The following is a 26,722-nucleotide window of genomic DNA, read 5'->3' as shown; positions in this document are numbered from 1 at the left end:
GACCTGCTGCTGCTGACCGAGGCTTCCGGTCGGCAGCGCCGCTGTGACGCTTGGCGGCGGGTCAGAGCCCGAGGGCGATCTCCCTCGCGCCCTGCTCCAGGAGTTCGCCCACGTGGGGGGCGAAGCTCCGCCAGACGGACAGGGTAAAGCGGTGCTCCGCCTCGCGGACCAGGACCGCCTGCACTCCATCGAACACCGTGCGGGCACCCCGTCCGACCTCCAGGCGGCTCAGGTCCCGGGCGATGCCGATCGCGAGGAGGTCCAGCGCGCCGGGCCCGTCGATCTGGAACGTGATCTCCCGGTCGGTGATCTCGACGAGGGCGTGGGGCACCAGCCCGTCCAGCGCGGACCGGATCGCGTCCGCCTCGGCCGCAGGAGCGTCGATCCACCATTCGTCGGGACCCAGGCAGATCGCCTGCCGGGTCGCGCCGACCGACCGGCGCCCGATCCGGTCGGGGAGCGGCAGAGCCAGCGCCGTCTCGGCCACCGGGCGAGCCTCGGCGCGGAGGCGCAGCGAGAATCGCGCCGCGGGGGGGAGCACCTCGACGGTCACCGGCGGCTGGGCAAGGGAGCGGGGATGTGCGGTCATGGAAGCCTCTCAGACCTTGAGCCGTTGGCCTTCGGGATCGACGAAGGCGGTGCCGGTCACCTTGGCGCGCAGGGTGCGGCCCGGCATGGGGATGTGAAGGGTCTCGCCCTGCCGGTCGCGCCCGCCCTCGATCAGGGCCATGGCGATGGAGCGGCCCAGCGCCTCGGACCAGTAGGAGGAGGTGACGTGGCCGATCATGGTCATGGGCAGCGGCTGGTTCGGGTCCGCGACGATCTGCGCCCCTTCCTCCAGCACCACGCTCGGGTCCTCGGTCAGGAGGCCGACGAGTTGCTTGCGTCCCTTGGCCACGATGTCGGGCCGCTGGAGCGAGCGCTTGCCCACGAAGTCGGGCTTCTGCTTGCCGATGGCCCAGTCGAGCCCGGCGTCGCCGGGGGTCACGGTGCCGTCGGTGTCCTGGCCCACGAGGATGAAGCCCTTTTCGGCGCGCAGGACGTGCATCGTCTCGGTGCCGTAGGGGGTGATCCCGTGCGCCTGCCCGGCGGCCCAGATCGCCTCCCACAGCGCGCGGCCGTGGCGGGCGGGGACGTTGACCTCGAAGCCCAGCTCCCCGGTGAAGGACACGCGGAAGAGGCGCGCGGGGAAGCCCGCCACCGTGCATTCCGCGACCGCCATGTGCGGGAAGGCTGCATCCGACAGGTCCAGCCCTTCGACCAGCGGCTCCAGCACCTTGCGGGCGTTGGGGCCCTGGACGGCGACCACGGCCCATTGCTCGGTCGTGGAGGTGAGCCAGACGTTCAGGTCGGGCCATTCGGTCTGGAGGTAGTCCTCCATCATGTTCAGGACCCGCGCCGCGCCGCCCGTCGTGGTGGTCACGTGGAACTTGTCGACCGCAAGGCGCCCGATCACGCCGTCGTCGCGGATGAAGCCGTCCTCGCCCAGCAGGAGGCCATAGCGGCAGCGGCCCGGCTGCAGCTTGGCCCAGGGATTGGTGTACATCCGCTCCAGGAAGGTGGCGGCGTCCGGGCCCATGACCTCGATCTTGCCGAGGGTGGAGGCGTCGAACAGGCCGACCGAGGTCCGCACCGCCCGGCATTCGCGGGCGACGGCGGCGTGCATGTCCTCGCCGGCCTTGGGGAAGTACCACGCGCGCCGCCAGAGCGAGACGGGCTCGAATACGGCGCCCTGCGCCTCGGCCCAGGCGTCGATGGGCGTCTTGCGCGTGACCTCGAAGTGGCGGCCCCGGCGCAGGCCCGCCAGCGCGCCGAAGGTCGTCGGCGTGTAGGGCGGGCGGAAGGTGGTCAGGCCCACTTCGGGCGCGGGCTTGCCCAGCGCGTCGGCGGCGACCATCAGGCCGTTGATGTTCGACAGCTTGCCCTGGTCGGTCGCCATGCCGTTGGTGGTGTAGCGCTTCACGTGCTCGATGGAGCGCATCCCCTCGCGCACGGCGAGGCGGATGTCCTTGGCGGTCACGTCGTTCTGGAAGTCGATGAAGGCCTTGGCCTTGCCCGGATCGCGGTCGGTCGGCAGTTCCTTGACGACGACGCCGTCCCCGGTCCGGTCCCCCTCGACGGCGAAGCTGCCGACGCCCGCGGCCCGGCCCAGGGCCTTGGCCGCCGCCGCGCCCGCCCTGGCGCCATCCTCCAGCGCCGCGGCGATGCCCCAAAGGCCGCGTCCCGCGCCGGCGATGTGACATTCCTCGGTCTTGCGGTCGGGGAGGAAGGCCCCGGCCTGCGCGTCCCAGGCCAGGGAGCCCTTGGTGTGAGAGAAGAGGTGGAGCGAGGGTGTCCAGCCGCCGCACATCAGCAGGGCGTCGCAGTCGATGCTCCGCCAGGGGTCGACGTGGCCGTTGCGCACGCGGTTGACATGCACGGAGGCCACGCGCAGCCGCCCGGTGGTGCTGGTGACGGTGTGGCTGGCCAGCACCTCAATGCCCAGGGCCTTGGCGCGGGCCGTCAGCTCCGCCGACACTTGGGGACGGATGTCGACGATGGCCGCGACCTTCACGCCCGCTTGGGCGAGGTCGAAGGCGGTGTGCCAGGCGCTGTCATGACTGGTCACTACGACGGCACGGGTGCCGACCTTGACGCCGAAGCGCTGGAAGAAGGTCTGCGCCGCACCCGCCAGCATCACGCCGGGCCGGTCGTTGCCGTCGAAGACCAGCGGCTTTTCGATCGCGCCCTGCGCCAGCACGACCTGTCCGGCCCGCACGCGCCAGAGCCGTTCGCGCGGCGCGCCCTCGGGCGGGGTGGCCAGGTGATCGGTCAGCTTCTGGCACAGGCCCACCATGTTCTGGTGGTAGTAGCCGATGGCGGTCGTGCGGCTCATCAGCCGGACGTTGGGCAGGGCACGCAGTTCGGCCAGCGTCGTTTCCAGCCAACCCCAGGCCCCCTGCCCGTCGATGCGGACGCCGGGCTCCGACAGGAGGGTGCCGCCCAGTTCGGCATGTTCATCGACCAGCACGGTCTGCGCGCCCGACCGGCCCGCCGCCAGCGCCGCCGCCAGCCCCGCCGGGCCGCCGCCCACCACGAGCACGTCGCAATGCAGGTTCCGGCTGGTGTAGTGATCGGGATCGGGCTCGGTCGGGGACTTGCCCAGACCCGCGGCGCGGCGGATGAAGGGCTCGTAGACCTTGTCCCAGAAGGACCGCGGCCACATGAAGGTCTTGTAGTAGAACCCGGCCGAGAACAGCATGTAGAGCCGGTCGTTGATCGCGCCGACGTCGAAGGCCAGCGAGGGCCACTTGTTCTGGCTTTCGACCGTCAGGCCGTCCCAGACCTCCTGCATGGTGGCGCGGGTGTTGGGCTCGAAGCGGCCCGGGCCGCGCGAGGTGCCGACGAGGGCGTTGGGCTCCTCGGAGCCGGCCGAGACGATGCCGCGCGGGCGGTGGTACTTGAAGCTGCGGCCCAGGAGGTGGACGCCGTTCGCCAGCAGCGCCGAGGCGACGGTGTCGCCCTCGCGGCCCTCGATGATCTTGCCGTCGAAGGTGAAGCGGACGGCCTTGGCGTGGTTGACCCGACCGGCGCCGGGGATGCGGAACGCTTGCGTCATTCTGCGGCTTCCTTGAGGGCGTCGAGGTTCGGGCGCGGCTCACCGGCGCGGTAGGTCATGACGAACTTGTCGCTGACGGTGTCGCGGATCGCGTTGAAGAAGCGCCCGCAGCCATGGATGTGCCGCCAGCGTTCGTAATGCGTGCCGCGCGGGTTCGAGCGGATGAAGAGGAAGTTCTTCCACTCCTCGTCCGAGAGGGCCATGGGATCGGCGGGGCGCGCGATGTGCGCCTCGCCCGCGTAGGCGAACTCGGGCTCGGGCAGGGTGTCGTCGCAGTAGGGGCAATGGATCAGGAGCATGGGCGTGTCCTTTAGTGCGCGACGGCGGCGGCGGCGGCTTCGTCGATCAGCCGACCGGTGGTGAAACGTTCGAGCGTGAAGGGCGCGTTGATCGGGTGCGGCTCGTCCTTGGCGACGGTCCAGGCGAGGAGGTGCCCGGCGCCCGGCGTGGCCTTGAAGCCGCCGGTGCCCCAGCCGCAGTTCACGTAAAGCCCCTTGACCGGCAGCTTGCCCAGGATGGGCGAGCGGTCGGGCGTCACGTCCACGATGCCACCCCATTTCCGCAGCATCCGCATCCGCGAGAAGATCGGGAACACCTCGCAGATGGCCGCGACGGTATGCTCGATCAGCGGCAGGCCGCCGCGCTGGGAGTAGCTGACATACTGGTCGGTGCCCGAGCCGATCACCAGCTCGCCCTTGTCGGACTGGCTGATATAGGCGTGCACGGTGTTCGACATCACCACGCAGGGGAAGACCGGCTTCACCGGCTCGGAGACCAGCGCCTGCAGCGGATAGCTTTCGAGCGGCATCCTGAGCCCGGCCGATTGCATGACGACCGAGGTGTTCCCGGCGGTCGAGACGGCGACCTTCTTGGCCTTAATGAAGCCCTTGGCGGTGTCCACGCCCTGCACGGCGCCGTCGGGCCCGCGCCGGATCGCGATGACCGGGCAGTTCTGGATGATGTCGACGCCCCGCGCGGCGGCGGCGCGGGCATAGCCCCAGGCCACCGCGTCGTGCCGCGCCGTCCCCGCCCGCATCTGCAGCGCCGCGCCCATGACCGGGTAGCGCGCGTCCTTGGAGATGTTGAGCGGCGGGCAGAACTCCTTGGCCTCTTCGGGCGTGAGCCAGCGGTTATCCACGCCGTTCAGCCGGTTCGAGTGGATGTGGCGCTTGAAGCTCTGGATGTCGTGGACGTTGTGCGCGAGCATCATGACGCCGCGCTTGGAGTACATGACGTTGTAATTGAGGTCCTGGCTCAGGTCCTCCCAAAGGTCGAGCGCGTGGTCGTAAAGCTTGGCGCTTTCGTCATACAGGTAGTTCGACCGGATGATGGTGGTGTTGCGCCCCGTATTTCCGCCGCCCAGCCAGCCCTTGTCGATCACCGCGACGTTGGTGATGCCATGCTCCTTGGCGAGGTAGTAGGCCGCGCCGAGTCCATGCCCGCCCGCGCCGACGATGATCACGTCGTATTCGGCCTTGGGCTGGGCGTCGGGCCACTGCTCGCGCCAGTTCTTGTGGCCGGAGAGGGCGTTCTTGAGGAGGGAAAAGGCGGAGTAATGGGTCATGGGGGCTCTCGGTGGCGGCCAGCCGGATCGTCGCATTATGTCACAGCCGTTGCCGCTCACCTGTATTCCTGCGGCAGAATCGTTGTATCTTTGGGACACCGTTCTCGAACCCGGACCAAGCAAGATGACCCCTGCCCCGCGCCTCCGCATCGGCTTCATCCTGGCGCCCCGGTTCACGCTCTGCGCCTTCGCGAACTTCGTGGACGTGCTGCGGCTTGCGGCCGACGAAGGCGACCGGTCCCGCCCCATCCTGTGCCGCTGGCGTGTGCTGTCACCCACCATGGACCCGGTGGAGTCGAGCTGCGGCATCCGCATCCATCCCGAGGAGCGGCTCGGGGACCCGACCCGCTTCGATTACATCGTCGTGGTGGGCGGCCTCATGGACGAGATCGAGCGCCTGCACCCCGACCACACCGCATTCCTGCGCCGCGCCGCCGAGGCCGGCGTTCCCCTGGTTGGCGTCTGCACCGGCACCTTCATCCTGCACCGGGCCGGGCTGCTCAACGGCTACAAGGCCTGCGTGAGCTGGTTCCACCATGACGACTTCCTGACGGAGTTCGATGGGCTCGTGCCGGTGTCGGACCAGATCTTCGTCGTCGATCGGGATCGGCTGTCCTGCTCTGGCGGCGCCTCCTCGGCGCATCTGGCCGCCTTTCTCGTGGATCGGCACATCGGCCCGGCGGCGGCACGCAAGAGCCTTGCCATCATGATCATCGACGAGGCCCTGGGGGCCGAGCGTCCGCAACCCGGCCTTCCGCTCGAGCTGACAACCAAGGAGCCGCTCGTCCGGCGGGCGCTTCTCGCCATGCAGCAGTCCATGGAGGCGCCCCTGCGGGTGACCGATCTGGCGGAACGGCTGGGCGTGAGCCGACGGAAGCTGGAGCGTCATTTCGGGGACGCGCTCGGAGTGACGCCCAAGGAGGCGGATCGCCGCATCCGTCTCGCCCAGGCCAAGCACCTGCTGAGCCGCACAGGCCGGTCCGTGGCCCAGATCGCCGCTGAGACCGGATTCTGCGATACCTCGCACCTGACGCGGACCTTCCGGGAGGCCGAAGGGATGCCTCCGGAGGCCTGGCGCTCCACGCAGACCGGAATCACGTGATGACGACCAGAACTGGCAGCATAGGCGGCGACACAAGGCCCGGATTGAACCGCGCGGTCAGGTCCGTGCCACGAGTCAGCCGCGCCCTTGTGATCGATCAGGCCGGTCGACCGGACAACACCCGGACGGCTTGCGTCCCTTTCCCGGAGGCAGCGGCTGACAGGAGGCTCCGGCGGGATTCTGACCAAGGGGCCGGGCCCCAATGACGGACCCGTCGTCCCTGCTCATTGCTCTCGATCTTCTTGGCACCTTCGTTTTCGGGCTGAGTGGCGGTACGCTGGCGGTGCGCCGTGGCCTCGACATCGTCGGCGTCCTGACCCTTGCCGCGGCGGCGGCTCTGGCGGGCGGGATGCTGCGGGACTCGCTGCTGGGCGCGACGCCTGCAGCGTCTCTGGTCGACGAGCGCTACCTTCTCGCGGCGTTCGGGGCGGGCCTGGTCGCGTTCTTCTTCCATCCACTGCTGAACCGGCTGAGAAAGCCCGTGATGCTGTTCGACGCCCTGGGCCTTGGACTTTTCGCCGTGACCGGTTGCCGAAAGGCCATGGAATTCGGGCTCGACCCCGTGGCGAGCATCCTGCTCGGGGTCATGACCGCAGTCGGAGGCGGAGCCGCCCGCGATCTCCTGGTCGCCGAGGTGCCTCGGGTCCTTCGGGAAGAGATCTATGCCCTGGCCGCCCTGGTCGGGGCCGCAATTCCGGTGATCGGCCGGCAGGTCGGTGGTCCGGAGCCCGTCCTGGCCGTCATCGGGGTCGTCGCCGCCTTCATCCTGAGGGTCGTGAGCGTCCAGCGCGGCTGGAGCGCGCCGCGCTCCCCGTGGTCCTGACGAGGGCGGAGTCGCTGGCGGCCCGTGGTTTGGTCATGGTTCGGCGGCCAAGCTCTCTTTCGGACGTATCGGCTCCACAGATCCTCCGTTGTCCTTCGAGGCAGCCCCCTTCGGGCGCCGTCGGCCTGAACGCTAACCTGCAGAGGGCTCAGCCCGCGCCGCGAAGCTGTCCTGAATGGCCGATCAGGAGGCGCCATGTCGCCGCGTCGGCGATCGACAGGAGGACGGCGCCGCGCCTCCTGAGCGTGGAAAGGTAGATCCGCTCGGCGTCGGCGGGGAACACGGCCCGCATCGCGGCATGGCCGGTGATCGTCCGCTCCCAAGCCGCGATCCGGGGCAGGCCTGTCATCAGGTAAGTCTCGCAGTGCTGGTCGAGCACCCTCAACCGCCAGAGGGTCGGCCCCAGCACGACCTCGTGCCGGTGCAGCACGGCCCCGGGGACTCCGACGTCAGGCGGCAACAGATCCTCGAGCCGCTGGAGCCGATCGCGGAGGCGAAAGATGGCCATGTCGTGCTCGTTCGACTCCGTCGCCCGCGTCACGGCCGAAAGGCCCGACTGCACCGACACGCCCAGGTCGATGATCCTCCGTGTCGTCTCAGGCCCGGTGAGGGTGCCGGGCCGGCGGTTCGGCCCAGGACGGAACGCCTCGACCAGATCGAGCATGGCAAGATGATCCCGTTCCACCAGCCGAGGCACCCTTGGACGCGTGACGACGAGGGTGGGAGCTTCGCCATCCGCTGCGGTCGGATCGTTCGACCAAGAGGCTCCACACACCGCAAGGGCCACCATGACGCGCTGCGCGAGCGGGCAGAACGGCCCCGACCGAAGGTGGAATCGCACCCGGACCTGCCCCTCCTGCCCTGGGCTCTGACGATCCAGTGCCATCCTCGCGCCCTCAGGCTCCGGCCGCTGTGGGCTCGCCCAGCGAGAGCATCAGCCGGTTCGCCCAGTGGAAGAAGGCCGAGGCAAGGACCAGGTCCACCTGCTCTTCAGCGGTCAGGCCCTCGCGGTTCAGGTCGTCCACGTTCTCCGGGGCAAGGGCCGGGGGCGTGGCGGTCAGGGCTGTCGCCGAGCGGACGATGGCACCCCAGCGCTCGCCAAGCGGGACCGTCGGGCCATGGTCCAGAAGTGCCTGCACGTCCGTCTCGCGTCTGGAGTGGCGCGCGGCGAAGCGTGAATGCACCGAGGCGCAGAAGATGCAGCCGTTCACCCGCGAGACAGCGGTCGCGGCCAGCTCGCGGTCGGCCCGCGGGAGCCCGCCCTGCGTGTTGTAGAAGATGTCGCGGTCGACCCGGGTGCGTGCGCCTAAGACTTCGGGATCATGCGCCAGCAGCATGAAATAAGGAGACTTCGCGCGAGAGGGATCTGCCAGCCCGTCGCGATGGCGTTGGGTCAGCTCCTCCTCCGCCAACGGCGGCAGCCACGGCAGCCAGCCGAGGTTGTCCGTGGTGAAACGGTCGGGTTCATGGTTGCCGGGATGGCTCAGGACGGTGTCGGTCATGCGGATCTCCGATCAGGCGGGAACAGCGGAACGGGCGGCCTGAAGGACGGTCAGGCCGGCCACGACACGGATCTGAAACGCAAGAAAGGCCACGAGCTGGGACAGCGTGACGATGCCCGGCGTCGTCCACCCCGCGTCCAAGAGGGCCTGCAGGGCGTCCCTGGAGGCGTCCCGCGGGTGCAAGGTCAGGAGATGCGCATGCTCCAGGGCGGCGGCGAGGCGAAGGCCGATGGCGTCGCGTTGTTCGCGCGTCAGCCGGAACGGCGCCCCGGGCTGGTCTTCATGTGACAGCGGACCGGATGGGTAGCGACCCCAGGGACCCGGGCCGCGCGCGCTCTCGGCCAGCCGAAGGACCGTAGGTGCCAGGACGGAGTCGGTCCCCTCAAGGAGGGCGCGGTAATGAGCCGCCGTCTCGGGCTGCTGATGCAGCACCGCGACGAAGGCTGCGACGGCCCGCCGCTCGACCAGCGACACGGGGCCGGAATCGGCGGGGTGAAGCAGCAGCAGATAGCTGTCCTCGGACTGGCGGCGGGCTTCGGCGCGGTTCGCGAAGGCCCGGTCCTCGGGCGAGCCCACGGACAGCCCCGAGAGCCGGGTGATGAGATCGGTCATGGTCAGGTCCTTTCAGGGGCGGAGCGCGGCCATGCGTGGCCGGGCTGGTAGGGCGGTCCATCCGAGCGCCGGAGCCACTTGCTGGGCGAACAGTTCCAGCGAGCGGAGGATGAACCGGTGAGGCGGGTCGACGGAATGGACCTGCACCGCCACATCGGTGGCGTGCGCCAGGGTGGCATCCCGCGACAGGCTCTCGGCGACCTCGTCCGGAGTGCCGCAATGGGTATCGAAGGCGCGGATCAGGTCGTCGATGCTCGTGCCCGGGAGTTCGTGGCCGGCACGGCGGAACCGTTCGGCGATCCGGCGCAGGCCGGCCTCTGCAAAGGTCCTTGCATCGGCCCGGCTGTCGGCGACGAACACGCTGCGGGAGGCCAGGATGCGCGGCGCCCGTCCGGGCGGCAGCGCGGCGTGGTAGGCGTCGACGATCGGCAGCTGGATCTCGTGCAGCGGCAGGAGCGGCTCGCCCGGCGGGCGGGGCTGAGTGCGCGACAGCAAGAGGCCATCGCCGTCCCGCCCGGCGCGTTCGCCGCCCCGAACCGAGAAGGTGGCCTGCCAGACCCGGTCATTCAGTCCGGGCGCGGCAGGATACAGGAGGTTGCCGCCGCCTACGTCCTTGCCGGCCCAGGCGGACCGCAGCACAGCCAGATGCCGGTCGAAGACCTCGGACCGGGCGCCGTGGTCAAGTCCGAAGGCCGCGAAGGAGGTGGGGGTTCCCCCGGAGCCGAGGCCGATCTCCAGCCGCCCGTTCGACAGCGCATCGAGCACCGCCGCGTCTTCGGCGACCCGAAGCGGCTGCTCCATCGGCAAGGTCACGATCCCGGTCCCGAGACGTATCCACGAGGTCCGTGCCGCGAGGTGCGACAGAAACAGGAGCGGCGACGGCATTCCGCCCTCGGTCCCGTCGAAGTGATGCTGCGCGATCCAGAAGCTGTCGAAGCCGAGCGCCTCGGCCCTGAGAACCTGCTCCACGCCCATCCGGTAGCGCTCGCCGGGCGGCGCGTCGTCGAGGAGACGCGAGAAGAAGCCGATGCGCTTCGAGGTCATGAGGTCGCTCCTTCAAGGGTCCTGGCCGAACGGGGTTGGCCGCCCGGGATGGCGGCGATGAGGGCGCGGGTGTGCTCGCTCCTTGGGGCGGCGAAGACCCGGTGTGCCGGGCCATCGTCCACCACGCGCCCGCGATGGAGCACCGAAACGCTGTCCGCGATGGCCCGCACCACCGAAAGGTCGTGCGAAACAAAGAGGTAGGTCAGCCCCAGGTCACGCTGGAGTTCGTCGAGAAGCCGGAGAATCTGGGCCTGGACAGTCACGTCCAGGGCCGAGACCGCTTCGTCCAGGACCAGGACCTCGGGCTTCAGCACCAGGGCACGCGCGATGGCGACGCGCTGGCGCTGGCCGCCGGACAGCGCGACCGGACGACGGTCCCAGACCTCGTCCGGCAAGGCCACACGCTCGAGCACCTGAGCCGCGGCCCGCTCGCGTTCGGCCCGGGGGACAGGGTCGAAATTGAGGAGGGGTTCCTCCACGATGGCCCGCACCGTCTGGCGCGGATCCAGCGAGGCAAACGGGTTCTGGTAAACGAGCTGCACCCTGCGCCGGAACTGCCTCAGGTCTTCGCCCCTCAGCCCGGTGACCTCCTCGCCGCCGACGAGGATGCGTCCCGATGCCGGTCGCTGGAGGCCGACGATGGCCCGCATGGCGGTCGTCTTGCCGGAGCCGCTTTCGCCCACGATGGCGTGGGTGGTCCCCCGGGCGACCTCGAAGGACACGCCGTCCAGGGCCTGGATCGTCCCCCTGCCCCGCGTCGCGAACCGTTGGACGAGGTTCTCGACCGTCACGGCGGCATCGCGCCTCCTTTCGCGGAGGATTGCAGGGCTGCGGGCCGGCGCGAGCGACGGGATATCGGACAGGAGGCGGCGGGTGTAGGCGCTCACGGGATGCGCGAGGACGGCGGTGACGCAGCCCTGCTCTTCCAGACGCCCGTTGCGCAGCACGGCGATGCGGTCCGCCCGATCGCCGGCCATGGCGAGGTCATGGGTGACGAGGAGGACGGCCGTCCCCCGCTCGGCCCGCAGGCGGTCGATCATGTCCAGGACGTGCCGTTGCACCGTGGCATCGAGCGCGCTTGTGGGTTCGTCGGCAATCACGAGCTCGGGCCTGAGCGCCAGCGCCATGGCGATGAGCACCCTTTGGCGCATCCCGCCCGACAGCTCGTGCGGGTACTGGTCATGGTGGCGCGCGGGATCGGGCAAGCCTACCTCGGCCAGCGCGTCCAGCACCCGCTCCCGCACCGACCAGCGCGTCTCGAGGCCATGGACGACAAAGACTTCGGCCAGCTGCGCGCCGACGGTCCGGACCGGGTTGAGCGAAGAGCCGGGGTCTTGCGGGATCAACCCGATGCGTCGCCCGCGAAGCTGCATCCAGGCCCGGTCCGACAGGCCAAGCAGCGATTGCTGTCCAAGATGAACGGAGCCCCCGTCGATCCGGGCATTCGCGGGAAGGAGCCCCAGGATCGCCTGGGCCGTCGTCGTCTTGCCCGAGCCGGACTCTCCGACCAGGGCCAGCACCTCGCCCGGCTTCACGGACAGGCTCAGGCCGTGGAGCACGGGCCGGGCCTGGCCAAGAGTCACGTAGGACATCGACAGATCCCGGATCTCGAGACCGGATTCCGGTGGCTGGGGGGTGGGGCGCGATAGGGTCATGCGTCAGCCCTCAGCATCGATCGGCCGACGGCGTTGACCGCGAGGACGACCGCGATCACGGCCAGGCCCGGGAAGAGCGTGAGCCACCAGGAGGTCGTCATGTAATTGCGCCCTTCCGCGATCATCAGGCCCCATTCGGGCGTGGGTGGCGGCGCCCCGTAACCAAGGAAGCCCAGGGTGGAGATCTGAAGGATGGCCCAGCCGGACTGGATGGCCGCGAAGGCCAGCACCGACGTCACCGAGTTGGGCAGGACGTGCCGCCAGAGCACCCGCGCGAAGGTTCCGCCGCTGCCGAACGCCGCCTCGACGTAGTCGGCCTGGCGCACCGTCAGCACCTCGGACCTGATCAGCCGTGCGAAGGTCGCGACGGACGTGACACCGACTGCCAGAGCCACCTGGATCGGACCGAAGCCAAGGATGATGATGAGGGACAGCGACAGAAGCAGCGCGGGGATCGCCAGCAGCACGTCGACTGCGCGCATGACGATCGCATCGGTTCGCCCGCCCACGGCGCCTGCGACCAGACCAATCAGGCTCCCGGCAAGAAGGCCCACGCCGACGGCGACGGTAGCCCCTGCCAGAGTGTGCCGGGCTCCGTGGATGATCCGGGCGAGGAGGTCGCGGCCAAGCTCGTCGGTTCCGAGCGGATGGTCGAGCCCGGGCGCCTGGAGCTGCGCGCCCGGCAGGCCGGTCGTGGCGCTCTGTCCGGTGAAGAGCGTCGGTCCCACCGCCCAGGCCAGCACCACGATCAGCACCAGCCATGCCGGAACGAGCCCCAATCGCGGCAGCCGTGGCGAGAACCGCCGCGAGGTGGTCAGGAGAGGAGCATCGAGATCGCGCGACGTCATGCGAGGGCCTCCCGTGTGCGGCGGATCCGCGGGTCCAGAACGATCGACACAAGGTCGACCGCGAGATTGACGAGCACGAAGCCCAGCGCCGAGATCACGACGATCGCCTGCAGGACCGCGATGTCCTGGGTTCGCACCGACCGCTCGGCGAGCCGCCCCAGGCCGTTCATGCCGAAGACCGTCTCGGTCACCACCGCCCCGGCGACCAGCTCGCCCAGGAGCAGGCCGCCAACCGCCAGCACGGGGAGCGCCGCATTGCCCAGGACGTGGCGCCACAGTGTCGCCTGGCGCGACAGGCCCTTGGCACGCGCCACGGTCACGAACGCCTGGCGCTCGATGCGTTCGATGCTGCTCAGCAGCACGCGTGCGAGCGGGGCTGCGATCGGCAGCGCCAGCGTCAGGACTGGCAGGACCAGTCGTTCCCACGGGCCGGGGGCAATCACGGACACCCAGCCCAGCCGGAAGGACACGACCTGGACCAGCATGATGCCGATCCAGAAGACCGGGAGGGAGATCATCACCGCAGGCAGAGCGCCCAGGGCGTGGCGCAACCACCCGAACGGCGACAGCGTCGCCGCCCAGGCCAGCACGACGGCAAGGGCTCCCGCCACCAGGACGGCCAGCCCGGCGAGCGTCAGGGTCGGCGGCAGGTTCAGCGCGATCTCGTCCCAAACCGGCACGCCGGACTGAACCGAATAGCCGAAATCGCCCCGCAGAAAGCTCCAGGCCGTGAAGACGTATTGCTGAACGACGGGCTGGTCGGACCCGTAGAAGGCCCGGATGCGGGCGATGTCCTCGGGGGTCATCCCCATGTTGGGGTCGAGGAAACGGATCAGGACCGCGTCGCCGGGCATCATCTGCACGAGCAGGAAGGACAGCGTGAACGCGGCCCACAGGACCAGCACGGCTTGCCCCAGGCGATGGAGTACGATGGTCGTCATGGCCTTCTCCTTCGGGGCGAACCAGGTGCCCGCTTCGAGTCAGGGAGGAGACCCCTCGAAGCGGGCACCGACCGCCCGATGATCGTCAGGCGGATTTCCAGGTGCGATAGAAGCTGGGGCGTCCCACCGCTTCGAAGGCGACGTCATGGACGTGCGGGGCGCTCGCGAAGACCTGCGGCTCCTCGAAGATCGGAATGGCGTAGGCCTGGTCGACGACGTACTCCTGCGCCTCGGCCACGAGCGCGAGACGCTTCGCGGGGTCGATCTCGGAGGCGATCCCCTCGAGAAGGCCGTTGAGGTGGTCGTCGACGAAGCTGTCGACCTCCTGGCTCACCCCACCCTTCTGGAGAAGGACGTTGCGGTTCGCTGGATAGTACTGGCTCTTGATCACGTCCGGATCGGCCCGGCCTACCATCGCCGGCGAAACCGGCGTCTTGGCCGGATCGAGGTTGTCGACCGTGGCGCTGCCGGCATCCCCTGGCAGGACGTTCAGCGTCACGCCAAGCCGCGCCCATTGCTGCGCGATCAGCTGGAGCGCCGCGCGGTTCTGCGGCTGGGGCAGTGACTCATAGGCCGTCAGCACCAGGGCTGTCCCATCCTTTTGCCGCAGGCCGTCCGGCCCCAGAGCCCAGCCTGCCTCGTCCAGGAGGCTTGCCGCCAGTTCGGGGTCGTGGGCGAGCTTTGCGCTCAGGTCCACGTAGCCCTGCGCCTGAGACGACAGGATCGAGGTCGCGCGTGGATAGTTGCCCGAGAAGAGCGTCGCCACGATCTCGGCCGTGTCGGTGCCATGCAGCAGCGCGCGGCGGACCCGGACGTCCGCGACCAGCGGATTGTCGGGCCGGAAGACCACCGAGTTGTTGATCCCCCGGGTCGGCGGCGCGTAGAGGTTGAACCCGGCTGCGGAGATCTGCGGCTCGTCGTAGGCCTGGATCTGCCGCACCACATCGGCCTGCCCCGACAGGAGCGCGCCGATGCGCACCGAATCTTCGAGCACGATCAGGATCCTGACCTCGTCCAGAAGCGCCCGGCCCTGATGTGGCAGCTCCTTGGGTCCCCAGGCATAGTCTTCGCGGACCCTGAGGATGAGTTCGGTCCCGGTGGTCTGGCTGGCGGCGACGAAGGGGCCCGATCCGACGACCAGCGTCGCATCGCCCAGTTCGTCGAAGCTGCGCGCCAGCGTCGCCGGGGCGACCAGGCCGGACCCGATGACCGACGTTCCCTGCAGGAATCCCGGCGAGGGCTGCTTGAAGTGGAACCGCACGGTGAGCGGATCAAGCACCTCGCTACGGTCGTAGTTGTTCACGACCTCCGAAGGACGGAAGTTCCGATCGGGATTGCCTAGGCCGAAGCTGTCGAAATTCTGCGCCACGGCACTCGCGTCCAGCGGCGTGCCGTCCGAAAAGGTCACCCCCGGTCGGATGTGGAAGGTGTATTGCCGAAGGTCGTCGCTGACCTCCCAGCGTTCAGCGATCCAGGGCTCGATCTCCAGCGTGTCCGGGTTCTGCCAGGTCAGCTTGTCCGTGATCTGGTTGAGCACGCCCGAATTGGGATAGAAGCCGCCTGCCGGGGGATACAGCTGCGTATGCGGCTGCTGCTCCAGGTAGATCAGGGTGCCACCCTGGACAGGAGTGCCGGTCTCGAGGGCCACCGAACGGCGCGCCGGCAGCGCCATGACGGCCAGCGAAGCCAGAAGCGTTCGGCGGGTCAGGGACAAGGAGGTTCGTGTCACGTTGGGGCCTCGGCTTTAGTCCGCACAGGTTCTGCGGGGTTCGAGGAAACACTACTCCAGGGGCGCCTAAAACACGATAGAATTGGTCGTGTTTAATTGCCGCTGGTTGTAGGAGTTTCTTCTCCGGCTGGACCCGGGCCGTGAACCTACCTTGGGCGTCGCATCGTCTCGGTCCGGCCGGGACCGGAGCATGACCCACCGAGGCGCTGACCCCGTTGCCGCCAACCCGGCGGGCCGTCACTGAACCTGCCTGGGGGGATCGTCCTGCAGGCCCGTCGGTGAGGCCGCAGTCAGCATCTTCATGGTGGACGGGCGCCCGCCTCCTGGGTCGCCCCGGCGGTCCGGGCATTCCTATGCGAGACCGCAGCGGCTCGTCGACCGTCTGCGCAGTGGATCAGGAAGGCGAACGTGTGCATCCGGCCTCAGGCCGGGCTGGACGACCTCAGATCGGCAAGGCTCTTGGCAAGTTCCGAAGCGCGGAACGGCTTGCTGAGACGGGCAATGCCGGGCGCGACCCCGTCCATCTCGGCGTAGCCCGACACGATCAGCACCGGCAGGCCCGGCAGGCGGGCGCGGAAACTACGGGCCAGGTCCACGCCGCTCAGGCCAGGCATCAGGTGATCGGTCACGACGAGGTCGGGCCGGAACCCCTCCTCCACCAGGCGCATGGCCTCTTCGGCCGAACGCGCTTCGGTGATCTCGTAGCCAAGGTCGGTCAGCATGTCGGCCGTGCTCATCCGCACGATGTCCTCGTCATCCACCAGGAGCACGGTGCCGACCGCCTGCGCGACCGACGCCGGACGGTGACTGCGGCCCTCCTCGAAGATGGCCCCCGCGCTGATGGGCAACCAAAGGTCGACCGTCGTGCCCGCCCCAGGACGGCTGGAGATCGTGAGCCCGCCTCCCAGTTGCGACGCCAACCCATGCACCATCGACAGCCCCAGGCCGGTGCCGCGTCCGATGCCCTTGGTCGAGAAGAACGGCTCCACCGCACGGGCAAGCGTGGCCTGGTCCATGCCCGTGCCGGTGTCCCGGACCGAAAGGCGGACGTAGTGTCCAAGACGAAGCTTTGCCGGATGGCGCGGCTCGCGGACGGAGTCGCGGGCGGCCGAGATGGACAGCAGGCCTCCGTCTGGCATGGCGTCGCGGGCGTTCACGGCGAGGTTGAGGAGCGCCATCTCGAGCTGGTTGGCATCGGCCAGGGCTGGCGGCATGTCGTCCGGAAGGTCCACGCGCACTTCGACCCGAGGCCCCGACGTGCTGGCGATCAACCCGGCCATGTCGGTCACGAGGCGCTTCACGTCCACCGGGCCCGGTTGCAGCGGCTGGCGTCGCGCGAAGGCCAGAAGGCGCTGCACGAGGACCTTGGCCCGCTCGGCCGATTGCAAGGCTCCGTCCATGAGCCGCCGTTCGCGCTCGCCTCCCACTCCGCGGCGCTGGAGCATGTCGAGGCTGGCGATGATCGGGGTCAGCAGGTTGTTGAAGTCGTGCGCCACCCCTCCGGTCAGCTGGCCCATGGCCTCCATCTTCTGGCTCTGGCGAAGCTGCTCCTGCGCGGAGTCCAGTTCGGTCTGCCGGTCCTTCTCGGAGGTGATGTCGCGGCCCGTCGCATAGGTCAGATCCCCGGCGGGCGCCGCCGTCCAGGAAACCCAACGCAGGGACCCGTCCTTGTGGCGATACCGATTGATGAGGCGTGGCGACCCTCCTTGGGCCGCGAACTCATAGGCCTCGACCGTCTCGTCGTGATCGTCCGGCACGACGAACTCGTTGACATGGTGGCCTATCAACTCCTCGGGGGCATACCCCAGAACCATCGTCCAAGCCGGGTTGACCCGTCGGAACACGCCCTCGAAATCGATCACCAGCATCAGGTCGGGCGAGGTTTCCCACATCCGGTCGCGTTCGGCCGTACGCTCGGCGACCTGGGCCTCCAGGGATTCGTTCAACTCGCGCAGGCGCTCCTCGCTCGCGCGCAGTTCCGCCTCGGCCTGCCGCCGATCGTGGATGTCGACCGAGGCACCGAACCAGCGCGCAATCTGGCCGGTCCGGGGATCGCGGTAGGGCACGCCGCGCACAAGGAACCAGCGGTAGTCGCCCGCCTTCGAGCGGATCCGATGCTCGACTTGGAAGGTGCCGCCGGTCGCGCGCGCCTCGTTGAAGGCGTCCAGCGTGGCCACGGCGTCGTCCGGGTGGACGAAGCTTGCCGCGATGTCGGCGGCGGTCGTCGGCTCATAGACCGCGCCGGTGTAGTCCGACCATTGCTTGTTGAAGAACTCGGTGCGGCCTTCGGGGTCGGTGATCCAGACGATCTGCGGCACGGCGTCCGCCATGAGCCGGAAGCGGGCCTCGCTTTCGCGAAGGGCGTTCTCGGTCATGTGACGTTCGGCCTCGTCGTTCTTCCGACGGGTGACATCGCGCCAGAACACCGCCAGCCCCTCGGGCACCGGATAGGCCCGCGTCTCGAGCCACCGCGCGGTGCCGTCCTGCCAACTGTAGCGGTGCTCCAAGGCGATCGGCTCACGCATGGACATCGCCCGACGGAGCAGACGTCCGATCTCGCTGTTCTCCGAGCCGGGATACACCTCCCAGTGAGACCGCCCAAGGATCTCGTTCAGCGGACGCGATTCGATCTGCAGGGCCGCCTGGTTGAAGGTCAGGATGCAGAAATCCCGGTCCAGGAGTCCAAAGGCCTCGCCCATGCCGTCGAGAATGCCTTGCAGCCTTGTCTCGCTCTGGCGCAGTCGACGTTCGGCAAGGACCTGACTGGTGATCTCCTGGCAGACGCAGAAGAAGCCGCCGATGCCGCCCGCCCCGTCGCGCACGGGCGTATAAGAAAATGCGAAGTGCGCCTCCTCCTTGTAGCCGTTCCGTTCGATGATGAAGTCGATGTCATCCATCTGGACGGCATGGCCGTCGCAAACACGCTCCACGATGGGCAGGAGATCGTCCCGGATCTCGTCCCACACCTCCAGGAGCGGCTGTCCCAGGGCGGCCGGGTGCTTTTGCGCCAAGATGCCGGCATAGGCGTCATTGTAGATCAGCGTGCGATCCGCGCCCCAGGCCACGAACATCGGCTGGTTCGATCCCGTGATGACGCCGACAAGCGTGACCAGGGACAGTGGCCAGCCGTCCTGTGGGCCAAGCGGCGTCGTGGCCCAGTCGTGCTGCCGGATGCGGCGCGCCATGTCACTGCCGTCCGAAGCAGGCGTGACATCGCCCAGCGGCCGATGAACGATCTCATTCATGTGCGCCGCCGTCCCCTTCCAACCGGACACCCGTTTCCCCAATCCTGACCAGCGAGCGTCGGCCTGCTCGACGCGTTTCGGTTGCCAACGCGTAACGCCGTTCAGGGGCCGGTCGTTCAACGCCTCTGGGAAGCAACTGAGTCAAGGGGCCGGACCGGCAGGACTTGGCAATCATGCCTGAAGGTTAGCTCGATGTTCGGAGGTGTCACCTGATCCGAGCCGTAACGCAGCGGAGCGTGATCGGATCTCCCGCCCTTCGTCGCCCGGGAAGCGGTGCGGCCCCGCCTCCTGGTCCGGTCCGCCGCCAGATCCGCCCCGGCGCCAGTGGTTCATGGGCCACCGCGACCCAGACCGGGTTCGGTCATCGGCCAGCCGACTCCATGGGAGAGTTTCCCCCGCTCGCGGCATAGAGTTGCCGGGAGTAAGAGTCCTGGAACTCGCCATCGTGAAGAGCGGCGGCCGGGGCGATCTCGACCACGCGGCCCCGGTTCATGATCGCAACCCTGTCGCACATGAAACTGACGACCGGCAGGTTGTGCGTGACCAGGAGATAGGTCAGCCGATGCTCGGCCCGGAGCCGCTTGAGCAGGTTCAGGATCTCGGCCTGCACGCTCACGTCCAGCGCGCTCGTCGGCTCATCGAGCAGCAGGATCCGGGGCTCCAGCACCAGCGCTCGGGCGATGGCGACCCGCTGCCTCTGCCCGCCCGAGAGCTGGTGCGGGTACCGGAAGCGGAACCGACGATCGAGCCCGACATCCCGCAGCACCGCCTCGACCCGCGCGTCGCGGTCGCCGATCCCGTGGATCGCCAGCGCCTCGGTCAGGACGGCGTCGACCGTCTTGCGCGGGTGGAGCGAGCCGTAGGGGTCCTGGAACACCATCTGGACCACCCGGGCCAACTTGCGGTCCGGGTGATGCGCGGCGGGCCGACCCAGCACCTCGATCGATCCGGTCCATTCGGGCGCGAGACCCGTGATGGCCTTGAGGACGGTGGACTTGCCCGACCCGCTCTCGCCGACAAGGGCAAAGCTCTCGCCTTCGGCGACGTCCAAGGTGACATCCCGGACGACCGGAGTGCCCGCATAGGCGATGTTCAGGCCGCGCAGGGCAATGGCGGTCATGTTCCCTCCCAGGCGCGGCGGTCCAGCGTCGGAAGCTCTGCCCGCGTTTCCCGCATCCGGGGCACCGCGGCGAGCAGGCCGCGTGTGTACGGATGCGTGGCTTCGCCCAGGCGGCGGGCCTCGCAGGTTTCCACGACGCGCCCGGCGTTCATCACGAGGATGCGGTCGCAGTAGCGCGCCACGAGGTCGAGGTCGTGGCTGATGAGGATGAGCCCCATCCCGTTCCCCCGCACGAGGCTGTCCATCAGACCAAGGACCTGCGCCTGCACGCTCACGTCCAGGGCGCTGGTCGGCTCGTCGGCGATCAGGAGGCTCGGGCGCGGGATCAGCATCATGGCAATCATGATCCGCTGGCCCATGCCGCCCGAGACCTCGTGCGGGTACATCGCGGCCACCCGCTCCGGATCGTTGATCCGCACGTCCTGCAGCATCTGGAGCACCCGCGCGCGGGTCGCCGCCCGGCCGAGGGGCGTATGCACCCGAAGAGCCTCGGCGATCTGGCGGCCCACGGTCATCACCGGATTCAGCGAGTACCGCGGGTCCTGCATGACCATGGAGATCCGCGCGCCCCGCAGCGCGCGCATCCGCCGCTCGGACAGCGTCGTCAGGTCCTCCCCTTCGAAGGCGAGGCGGCTGGCCTCGACCCGGCCCGGGGGCCTGACAAGTCGCAGGATGGCGCGCCCGGTCATGGACTTGCCCGAGCCGCTTTCGCCCACGATCCCCAGCCGTTCGCGGCCAAGGTCAAACGACAGGCCGTCGACGACATTGATCCGGCCGCCGTCGCGCCGAGGAAAGCTGACCCGAAGGTCGCGGACCGACAGGAGCGGCGCGGTCATGACTTGGCCTGCCCCTTCGGGTCGAGCGCATCGCGAAGGCCATCGCCGAGGAAGCAGAACCCCAGGCTGACGAGGATGATGGCGAGGCCCGGCATGGTGGCGACCCACCACTGGTCGAGGATGAAGGTCCGCCCGCGCGAGATCATCGCGCCCCATTCCGGCAGCGGCGGCTGGGCGCCGAGCCCCAGGAAGCCCAGTCCGGCCGCGGTCAGGATGATCCCGGCCATGTCCAGCGTGACGCGGATGATCGTCGAGGACGCGCAGAGCGGGAGAATGTGCCGTCCGATGATCCGTGCGTGCGATGCCCCGAGCAGGCGCGTCGCGGCCACGAATTCGGAGTTGCGCCAGGTCATGGTCTCGGCCCGGCTGATCCGGGCGTAGGCGGGCCAGGTGGTGATGGCGATGGCGATGACCGCATTCTCGATCCCCGGCCCCAGCGCGGCAGCGAACGCGAGCGCCAGGATGAGCTTGGGCATGGACAGGAAGATGTCGGTCAGCCCCATCAGGACCCGATCCGTCCATCCGCCGAAATATCCCGAGACTGCGCCCACGATCATGCCCAGCGGGGCCGAGATGACGGCCACCAGGACAACGATCATGAGGGTGATCCGCGCACCGAAGACGACCCGGCTGAAGATGTCCCGGCCGAGTTCGTCCGTGCCCATCCAATGTGCGGACGAGGGCGGCAGCAGGCGGTTCGAGAGGTTCTGGCCCAGGGGGCTTTCGGGCGCGATCAGCGGCGCAAGGGCGGCGGTCAGCACAAGGAGCAGGATGATGCCCCCGCCCACCACGGCCAGCGGGTTCCGGAGCAGGAGCCGCGCAGCCGCATAGGCGCGCCCGGCGCCGGCCTGCCAGCGCGAGGTGGGGCTTTCGTCCAGGAGCCAGTCGCGCGCGCTCATGCCCGGCTCCGCGGGTCGAGGATGCGGTAAAGCACGTCCGACACCTTGTTGATGAGAATGAAGACCGCCCCGATGACGAGGGTCGCGCCCAGGACGGCGTTCATGTCGGCGTTGAACAGCGCCGTCGTGAGATAGTTGCCAATCCCCGGCCAGGAGAACACCGTCTCGATCATGACCGATCCCTCGAGCAGGCCCGCGTAGCTCAGCCCGATGACGGTGATCAGGGGCACGCGGATCGGCCCGAAGGCGTGGACCCAGATCACGCGCCATTCGGGCAGGCCCTTCACCCGCGCCGTCGTCACATACTCTTGGCTCAGTTGATCCAGCATGAAGCTGCGCGTCATGCGGGCAATGTAGGCCAGCGAGAAGAACCCCAGGATCGTCGCAGGCAGGATGATGTGCGACAGGGCATTGAAGAACACGTCGGGCTCGCCACCGATGAGGCTGTCAACGAGAAGGAGGCCCGTCACCTGGTCGACGAGGCCGTCGTAGAAGACGTCGATCCGCCCCGGCCCCGCGACCCAGCCCAGCCGGGCATAGAACGCGGCCAGACCCACGAGCCCCAGCCAGAACGCCGGCACCGAGTAGCCCAGCAGGGCGAAGACCCGGATGAACTGATCCGCCCAGCTTCCTTGCCGCGTGGCGGCCAGCACGCCCATGGGAACCCCCAGCAGCACCCCGATGACGATCCCGATGGTCGCCATCTCGAGCGTTGCGGGAAACACCCGGGCGAGGTCCCGTGCGACAGGGCCGTTGGTCGAGACCGACATCCCTAGGTCGCCCCGCAGCACGTCGCCCACGTAGTCCACGAACTGGACCGCCAGCGGACGGTCGAGCCCCATGGCGACCCGCGCGGCCTCATACTGCGCGGGGGTGGCGCGGTCGCCCACGACGGCAAGCACCGGATCGATGGGGATGACCCGCCCGATGAAGAACGTGATCGCCAGAAGACCCAGGAAGGTCAGCGCCGTCACCACCACGAATCCGGCAGCGGACCTTGTGTGGCGCAGGAGCCGGGCTGGCGCGGTGACAGGACGGGGCGTGGCGGTCACGGGGCGGCGCAGCCTCTTGCTTGGGGCAGCCGCACCCATGGCGGGGCAGCCGAGATTGGCCTTGGCAGTTACAGATTGTTTTGATTAGATCAAACAAATTTTTGTGAGAAGCGGGTCGCGGGTGAGCCTGTCCAGCCTTGATGCCACGACGCGCACCGGATCGGGGCCGATGCTCGGGCCGATGCTCCGCAGGCGCCGTCGGCAGCTTGGCCTCACCCTGCGGCAGCTCTGCGATCGCGCGGGTCTTTCCGTCGGCTATCTGAGCCAGGTCGAGAACAACAAGGCGGTGCCAACACTCGGAACCCTGGCGCAGATCGCAGCCGGACTCGAGGTCGGCCTCGACTACTTCGTGGCCCAGCCCAAGCCAGCGGATGCCTTGTCCCGGGCCGATGGACGCCCCCGGTTCTCTCTCCCGGGCTCTCCGATCGGGTATGAAGCGATCAGTTCGGAGTATCCGGGGTCGGAGCTGTCCTCCTACATCCTCCACGTTCCGCCGGGTTACGTCTCGGAGACGGTGACCCACGACGGCGAGGAGATCATCCTCATCCTGGACGGCGAGATCGAGCAGACGCTGGGCGGCGAGGTGATCGCCATGCGTCCCGGCGACAGCCTGCACTACAGCGGCGCCACGCCCCATGCCTGGGCGAACCGTGGCGGCACGCCCGCCCGGCTGCTGTGGACCGGGACGCTCAGCGTCCTGCACCAGCGCCGCAGCCAAGCTCCGCCGCCGCTGTCCGTTCGCGCCGGCGGACGCAGGCATGACGAATCCAAGAACGAATCCAACAGGAGAGAGAGGACATGACAACCCTTCGGACGACCCTCCTGGCAAGCGTGCTGGTCCTGCCGCTCGCCGTGCCCGCCGCCTGGGCCGAGACGCCGGACGACATCCTCGTGGTCGCGCAGAACATCGACGACATCGTCGCGATCGACCCCGCCCAGGCCTATGAGTTCACGAGCGGCGAGCTTGTCACGAACATCTACGACCGGCTGGTGCAGTACGACGCCGAGGACCCGACCGTCCTTTCGCCGGGCCTGGCCTCGGAATGGACGGTGGACGAGGCCGCCAAGGCCATCACCTTCACGCTCCGCGATGGCGTGACCTTCCATTCGGGCAATCCCGTCCGGGCCGAGGACGTGGTCGGATCGTTCGCGCGCGTGATCAAGCTGAACCTGACCCCGGCCTTCATCCTGACCCAACTCGGCTGGACGCCCGAGAACGTGGAGCAGATGGTCACCGCTGACGGCAACTCCGTCACGGTCCGCTATGAGGGCGACTTTTCGCCCGCCTTCGTGCTGAACGTCCTGGCCTCGCGCCCCGCCTCGGTCGTCGACATGGTCACGGTCATGGAGAACGAGGTCGATGGCGACATGGGCAACGCCTGGCTCAACGCCAACAGCGCGGGATCGGGTCCCTTCTCGCTCCAGACCTTCCGTCCGGCCGAACTCGTGCGGCTCGAGGCGAATGCCGACTACTTCAAGGGCGCGCCCAAGGTCGAAGGCGTGATCCTCCAGCACGTGGCCGAATCCGCGACGCAGCAGCTCCTGCTCCAGCAGGGCGACGTGGACATGGCCAAGAACCTGACCCCCGATCAGATCGCCACACTGGACCCGCAGGCGATCAAGGTCGAGGTGTATCCGCAGGCCGCGGTCCACTTCCTGTCCTTCAACCAGAAGGTCGAGTCCCTCACCAACCCCGCCGTCTGGGAGGCAGCCCGTTACCTCGTGGATTACGAGGGGATGACCAGCAGCTTCCTGGCCGGCCAGATGGAGGTGCATCAGGCCTTCTGGCCCAAGGGGTTCCCGGGCTCGCTGGACGAGACGCCCTACACCTACGATCCCGAGAAGGCCAAACAGATCCTGGCCGACGCGGGCGTCGAGCTGCCGATCAGCGTCACCCTCGATGTCATCAACTCCGCGCCCTTCACCGACATGGCGCAATCGCTCCAAGCCAGCTTTGCCGAAGCCGGGATCAACTTCGAGATCCTGCCGGGGACGGGGTCGCAGGTCATCACCAAGTACCGGGACCGCAGCCACGAGGCCATGCTGCTCTACTGGGGCCCGGATTTCATGGACCCGCATTCGAACGCCAAGGCCTTTGCCTATAACGCCGACAACTCGGACGAGGCCTATCAGGCGACCACCACATGGCGGAACGCATGGGCGGTGCCGGATGACATGAACCGGATGACGACAGCCGCCCTGAGCGAGCCCGACGCCGCCAAGCGCGAGCAGATGTACCGCGACCTTCAGGCCCGCGTGCAGGAAAGCTCGCCCATCGTGATCATGTTCCAGGCCACCTATCAGGTCGCGATGGATGCCGGCGTGTCGGGCTACGTGAACGGGGCGACCTCGGACTTCGTCTACTACCGGCTCGTCGACAAGCAGTAACGGCCCGCTTCGGCTGCCGCCGGATTCCGGCGGCCGCTCCTCCCTGTCCGGGATCAGGACACTCCGGCCATCGCAGACCTGCCGGTGAACAGGCCGAGGGACAGTCGAAACCTGTCGCAGGCGCCTCGGCCTCGTCCCGAAACGCAGCAGCTGCATTCCTCGCCGCGCTCCGGCTGACCCGCCTGGGGCGATTGGTGAAAGGAATAGCGAAATGTCCATTATTCATGGCACGCCGGGCGATGACCGGAATGACCTCGGCGGCTCCAATCTGGTTGGGACGGGCCAGTCTGATACCATCTACGGCTACGCCGGCCACGACTGGCTCGAAGGACTGGGCGGCAACGATTACCTCCTGGGCGGAAGCGGCCTGAACACAATCAAGGCTGGCGGCGGCTACGATTATGTGTCGAGCACGGGCCTTGGGGGCTGGTTCGACGGTGGCGCAGGGGCCGACATCCTCGACCTGAGTGGAACTGCCTCCCCTGGCGCCTTCGACCTTGCCCTGGGCAGCGGGCGGTTCGGGGCACAAAGCCCGAGCGGCGCAGGCGCCTTCACGATGATGAACTTCGAGTCCATCTACACTGGCGGCGGCTCGGACATGCTGTGGGGCACCGAGGGCAACAACGAGATGCGGGCCGGCGGCGGCGCCGACGCGGCCTACGGCCGCAACGGAGCGGACACGCTGCGCGGCGAGTTCGGGGACGATTACCTGGACGGCGGACGTGGCCAGGATTTCCTGAACGGAGGCGAAGGGCGGGACACGCTCTACGGCGCGGAGGACGCCGACCAGCTTTACGGCGAAGGCGGCGAGGACAAGCTCTTCGGCGGAGACGGCGACGACGTCCTGAACGGTGGCATCGGGTCGGACGTGATCGACGGGCTGTCGGGCTATGATACGATGTCGGTCAACGGCCTGGGCTCGGGCACGACCGTCGATGCGCGAACCGGCCTTGTCTATGCCACGCACGGCGGCGTCACCGACATCGATCAGTTCTACCGGATCGAGAAGGTCGTCGGAAGCTACTGGAACGACACGATCATCCTGACCGACACGATGGCCGCCGACGCCAGCACCGGCAACGACGTCGTCCACTCCGGCTCGGGGGGCAATTCGATCAAGGGCGGGCTCGGCACCGATACGGTCAGCTACGCCCTCTCGACCGCGGCGGTGAACGTCAACCTCGGGACCGGGGCGGCCGGCGGCGGCTGGGCAACCGGCGACGCCCTGGAGTCGATCGAGAACCTGACGGGCTCGGACTTCGCCGACACGCTTCGGGCGGGTCCCGTGGGCTCCACCCTCGAGGGGGGCCTGGGGAGAGACAAGCTCCTGGGCTCCAGCGGGGCGGACCGGCTCGTCGGCGGCGCCGGCGGGGACGAACTCACGGGCGGGGCCGGCGCCGACCGGTTCGTCTTCCGCGCCCAGGGCGACAGCCCGTGGCAGAGCAACGACCACGACGTCATCAAGGACTTCCAGCGCGGGGTCGACAAGATCGACCTGAGCGGCATCGATGCGAACCAGCACCTCAGCGGAAACCAGGCCTTCGACACGCTGATCCATTCGACATGGCCCTATGAGGACTTCCGCTTCGATGCCGCGACCATCGCCATCTCCTCGGTCGGCGGCGGCGTCATGGTGTCCCTGAACCTCCGCAACCTGGAGGAAGGAAGCGTCCAGCACCCGTATGATGCCATCGAGATGTCGTTCACGGTCGAGGGCTGCTACAGCCTTGACGCCACTGACTTCATCTTCTGACGTGCCATTGC

The 26,722-nt window shown here is 68.6% G+C and carries 22 protein-coding genes; 5 read left to right on the top strand and 17 right to left on the bottom strand.

Annotated elements, in window-relative coordinates; translation table 11 throughout:
• Nucleotides 1-61: 61 nt before the first annotated feature.
• The 4 genes from J3P31_RS16925 to J3P31_RS16910 are packed head-to-tail and all read right to left on the bottom strand — an operon-like array spanning nucleotide 62 to nucleotide 5,162.
• Nucleotides 62-589, bottom strand: coding sequence for a sarcosine oxidase subunit gamma (locus J3P31_RS16925; protein ID WP_210529683.1), 528 nt, complete (start codon nucleotides 587-589; stop codon nucleotides 62-64).
• Nucleotides 590-598: 9 nt separating this feature from the next.
• Nucleotides 599-3,598: a sarcosine oxidase subunit alpha gene (locus J3P31_RS16920; RefSeq protein ID WP_210529682.1), complete on the bottom strand. Its 3,000-nt coding sequence runs from the start codon at nucleotides 3,596-3,598 to the stop codon at nucleotides 599-601.
• Nucleotides 3,595-3,897 carry a sarcosine oxidase subunit delta gene (locus J3P31_RS16915; protein WP_210529681.1) on the bottom strand — a complete coding sequence of 101 codons (303 nt, stop codon included), beginning with the start codon at nucleotides 3,895-3,897 and terminating at the stop codon, nucleotides 3,595-3,597. The genes J3P31_RS16920 and J3P31_RS16915 overlap by 4 nt, the downstream gene beginning before the upstream one ends.
• Nucleotides 3,898-3,908: 11 nt before the next feature.
• Nucleotides 3,909-5,162 (bottom strand): sarcosine oxidase subunit beta family protein, encoded by a 1,254-nt coding sequence (locus J3P31_RS16910; protein ID WP_210529680.1) that lies wholly within the window; start codon nucleotides 5,160-5,162, stop codon nucleotides 3,909-3,911.
• Nucleotides 5,163-5,286: 124 nt separating this feature from the next.
• Here J3P31_RS16910 and J3P31_RS16905 point away from each other — a divergent pair, with 124 nt between their 5' ends.
• Together J3P31_RS16905 and J3P31_RS16900 are read left to right on the top strand one after the other, a co-directional pair.
• On the top strand, nucleotides 5,287-6,264 hold the full coding sequence (locus J3P31_RS16905) for a GlxA family transcriptional regulator (protein ID WP_210529679.1): 978 nt from the start codon (nucleotides 5,287-5,289) through the stop codon (nucleotides 6,262-6,264).
• 202 nt (nucleotides 6,265-6,466) lie between these two features.
• A complete protein-coding gene (locus J3P31_RS16900; protein WP_210529678.1) occupies nucleotides 6,467-7,087 on the top strand; it encodes a trimeric intracellular cation channel family protein in 621 nt (206 codons plus the stop codon).
• Between the two features lie 148 nt (nucleotides 7,088-7,235).
• On the opposite strand, the gene J3P31_RS16895 is transcribed toward J3P31_RS16900, so the two are convergent.
• The 13 genes from J3P31_RS16895 to J3P31_RS16835 all read right to left on the bottom strand — a co-directional run bounded on the left by J3P31_RS16895 (nucleotide 7,236) and on the right by J3P31_RS16835 (nucleotide 22,609).
• Nucleotides 7,236-7,973, bottom strand: coding sequence for a hypothetical protein (locus tag J3P31_RS16895; protein WP_210529677.1), 738 nt, complete (start codon nucleotides 7,971-7,973; stop codon nucleotides 7,236-7,238).
• 10 nt (nucleotides 7,974-7,983) lie between these two features.
• Entirely contained in the window at nucleotides 7,984-8,589 is a 606-nt protein-coding gene (locus J3P31_RS16890; protein WP_210529676.1) for an alkylhydroperoxidase domain protein, read from the bottom strand.
• 12 nt (nucleotides 8,590-8,601) lie between these two features.
• Nucleotides 8,602-9,201: a CMD domain protein gene (locus tag J3P31_RS16885; protein ID WP_210529675.1), complete on the bottom strand. Its 600-nt coding sequence runs from the start codon at nucleotides 9,199-9,201 to the stop codon at nucleotides 8,602-8,604.
• Between the two features lie 12 nt (nucleotides 9,202-9,213).
• Nucleotides 9,214-10,245, bottom strand: a complete 1,032-nt coding sequence (locus tag J3P31_RS16880; RefSeq protein ID WP_210529674.1) for a putative FMN-dependent luciferase-like monooxygenase — start codon at nucleotides 10,243-10,245, stop codon at nucleotides 9,214-9,216.
• Nucleotides 10,242-11,900 carry a dipeptide ABC transporter ATP-binding protein gene (locus J3P31_RS16875; protein WP_210529673.1) on the bottom strand — a complete coding sequence of 553 codons (1,659 nt, stop codon included), beginning with the start codon at nucleotides 11,898-11,900 and terminating at the stop codon, nucleotides 10,242-10,244. The genes J3P31_RS16880 and J3P31_RS16875 overlap by 4 nt, the downstream gene beginning before the upstream one ends.
• Nucleotides 11,897-12,748 (bottom strand): ABC transporter permease, encoded by an 852-nt coding sequence (locus J3P31_RS16870; protein ID WP_210529672.1) that lies wholly within the window; start codon nucleotides 12,746-12,748, stop codon nucleotides 11,897-11,899. Before J3P31_RS16870 ends, J3P31_RS16875 begins: the two co-directional genes overlap by 4 nt.
• A complete protein-coding gene (locus J3P31_RS16865) occupies nucleotides 12,745-13,689 on the bottom strand; it encodes an ABC transporter permease (RefSeq protein ID WP_210529671.1) in 945 nt (314 codons plus the stop codon). The genes J3P31_RS16870 and J3P31_RS16865 overlap by 4 nt, the downstream gene beginning before the upstream one ends.
• An 85-nt stretch (nucleotides 13,690-13,774) precedes the next feature.
• Complete coding sequence (locus J3P31_RS16860; protein ID WP_368373101.1) at nucleotides 13,775-15,418, bottom strand: TIGR04028 family ABC transporter substrate-binding protein; 1,644 nt, start codon at nucleotides 15,416-15,418, stop codon at nucleotides 13,775-13,777.
• A 422-nt stretch (nucleotides 15,419-15,840) separates the two neighbouring features.
• The gene (locus J3P31_RS16855) at nucleotides 15,841-18,663 is read right to left on the bottom strand and encodes a hybrid sensor histidine kinase/response regulator (protein WP_210529670.1); all 2,823 of its coding nucleotides are present in this window, start codon (nucleotides 18,661-18,663) and stop codon (nucleotides 15,841-15,843) included.
• Nucleotides 18,664-19,024: 361 nt separating this feature from the next.
• Nucleotides 19,025-19,783, bottom strand: coding sequence for an ABC transporter ATP-binding protein (locus tag J3P31_RS16850; RefSeq protein WP_210529669.1), 759 nt, complete (start codon nucleotides 19,781-19,783; stop codon nucleotides 19,025-19,027).
• Entirely contained in the window at nucleotides 19,780-20,619 is an 840-nt protein-coding gene (locus tag J3P31_RS16845; protein ID WP_210529668.1) for an ABC transporter ATP-binding protein, read from the bottom strand. The genes J3P31_RS16850 and J3P31_RS16845 overlap by 4 nt, the downstream gene beginning before the upstream one ends.
• Complete coding sequence (locus J3P31_RS16840; protein WP_210529667.1) at nucleotides 20,616-21,518, bottom strand: ABC transporter permease; 903 nt, start codon at nucleotides 21,516-21,518, stop codon at nucleotides 20,616-20,618. Before J3P31_RS16840 ends, J3P31_RS16845 begins: the two co-directional genes overlap by 4 nt.
• A complete protein-coding gene (locus J3P31_RS16835; protein WP_210529666.1) occupies nucleotides 21,515-22,609 on the bottom strand; it encodes an ABC transporter permease in 1,095 nt (364 codons plus the stop codon). The genes J3P31_RS16840 and J3P31_RS16835 overlap by 4 nt, the downstream gene beginning before the upstream one ends.
• An 82-nt stretch (nucleotides 22,610-22,691) precedes the next feature.
• Here J3P31_RS16835 and J3P31_RS16830 point away from each other — a divergent pair, with 82 nt between their 5' ends.
• The 3 genes from J3P31_RS16830 to J3P31_RS16820 all read left to right on the top strand — a co-directional run bounded on the left by J3P31_RS16830 (nucleotide 22,692) and on the right by J3P31_RS16820 (nucleotide 26,711).
• The gene (locus tag J3P31_RS16830; RefSeq protein ID WP_368373100.1) at nucleotides 22,692-23,372 is read left to right on the top strand and encodes a helix-turn-helix domain-containing protein; all 681 of its coding nucleotides are present in this window, start codon (nucleotides 22,692-22,694) and stop codon (nucleotides 23,370-23,372) included.
• Nucleotides 23,369-24,958 (top strand): ABC transporter substrate-binding protein, encoded by a 1,590-nt coding sequence (locus J3P31_RS16825; RefSeq protein ID WP_210529665.1) that lies wholly within the window; start codon nucleotides 23,369-23,371, stop codon nucleotides 24,956-24,958. The genes J3P31_RS16830 and J3P31_RS16825 overlap by 4 nt, the downstream gene beginning before the upstream one ends.
• 211 nt (nucleotides 24,959-25,169) lie before the next feature.
• Nucleotides 25,170-26,711, top strand: coding sequence for a calcium-binding protein (locus tag J3P31_RS16820; RefSeq protein ID WP_210529664.1), 1,542 nt, complete (start codon nucleotides 25,170-25,172; stop codon nucleotides 26,709-26,711).
• The last annotated feature ends 11 nt before the right edge of the window (nucleotides 26,712-26,722 follow it).

The sequence above is a fragment of the Rubellimicrobium arenae genome (genome assembly GCF_017916275.1).
Classification (GTDB): domain Bacteria; phylum Pseudomonadota; class Alphaproteobacteria; order Rhodobacterales; family Rhodobacteraceae; genus Rubellimicrobium; species Rubellimicrobium arenae.
Note: the sequence above shows the minus strand (reverse complement) of the source record. Positions and strands in the feature narration are given on the sequence as shown.

Bases quoted from the DNA above. Each gene is read 5' to 3' on its own strand.
- J3P31_RS16910 (WP_210529680.1), bottom strand. From the start codon at position 5,162: ATGACCCATTACTCCGCCTTTTCCCTCCTCAAGAACGCCCTCTCCGGC.
- J3P31_RS16820 (WP_210529664.1), top strand. From the start codon at position 25,170: ATGTCCATTATTCATGGCACGCCGGGCGATGACCGGAATGACCTCGGC.
- J3P31_RS16845 (WP_210529668.1), bottom strand. From the start codon at position 20,619: ATGACCGCGCCGCTCCTGTCGGTCCGCGACCTTCGGGTCAGCTTTCCT.
- J3P31_RS16920 (WP_210529682.1), bottom strand. From the start codon at position 3,598: ATGACGCAAGCGTTCCGCATCCCCGGCGCCGGTCGGGTCAACCACGCC.
- J3P31_RS16885 (WP_210529675.1), bottom strand. From the start codon at position 9,201: ATGACCGATCTCATCACCCGGCTCTCGGGGCTGTCCGTGGGCTCGCCC.
- J3P31_RS16880 (WP_210529674.1), bottom strand. From the start codon at position 10,245: ATGACCTCGAAGCGCATCGGCTTCTTCTCGCGTCTCCTCGACGACGCG.
- J3P31_RS16925 (WP_210529683.1), bottom strand. From the start codon at position 589: ATGACCGCACATCCCCGCTCCCTTGCCCAGCCGCCGGTGACCGTCGAG.
- J3P31_RS16835 (WP_210529666.1), bottom strand. From the start codon at position 22,609: ATGGGTGCGGCTGCCCCAAGCAAGAGGCTGCGCCGCCCCGTGACCGCC.
- J3P31_RS16840 (WP_210529667.1), bottom strand. From the start codon at position 21,518: ATGAGCGCGCGCGACTGGCTCCTGGACGAAAGCCCCACCTCGCGCTGG.
- J3P31_RS16895 (WP_210529677.1), bottom strand. From the start codon at position 7,973: ATGGCACTGGATCGTCAGAGCCCAGGGCAGGAGGGGCAGGTCCGGGTG.
- J3P31_RS16890 (WP_210529676.1), bottom strand. From the start codon at position 8,589: ATGACCGACACCGTCCTGAGCCATCCCGGCAACCATGAACCCGACCGT.
- J3P31_RS16865 (WP_210529671.1), bottom strand. From the start codon at position 13,689: ATGACGACCATCGTACTCCATCGCCTGGGGCAAGCCGTGCTGGTCCTG.
- J3P31_RS16855 (WP_210529670.1), bottom strand. From the start codon at position 18,663: ATGAATGAGATCGTTCATCGGCCGCTGGGCGATGTCACGCCTGCTTCG.
- J3P31_RS16900 (WP_210529678.1), top strand. From the start codon at position 6,467: ATGACGGACCCGTCGTCCCTGCTCATTGCTCTCGATCTTCTTGGCACC.
- J3P31_RS16825 (WP_210529665.1), top strand. From the start codon at position 23,369: ATGACAACCCTTCGGACGACCCTCCTGGCAAGCGTGCTGGTCCTGCCG.
- J3P31_RS16870 (WP_210529672.1), bottom strand. From the start codon at position 12,748: ATGACGTCGCGCGATCTCGATGCTCCTCTCCTGACCACCTCGCGGCGG.
- J3P31_RS16850 (WP_210529669.1), bottom strand. From the start codon at position 19,783: ATGACCGCCATTGCCCTGCGCGGCCTGAACATCGCCTATGCGGGCACT.
- J3P31_RS16905 (WP_210529679.1), top strand. From the start codon at position 5,287: ATGACCCCTGCCCCGCGCCTCCGCATCGGCTTCATCCTGGCGCCCCGG.
- J3P31_RS16915 (WP_210529681.1), bottom strand. From the start codon at position 3,897: ATGCTCCTGATCCATTGCCCCTACTGCGACGACACCCTGCCCGAGCCC.
- J3P31_RS16875 (WP_210529673.1), bottom strand. From the start codon at position 11,900: ATGACCCTATCGCGCCCCACCCCCCAGCCACCGGAATCCGGTCTCGAG.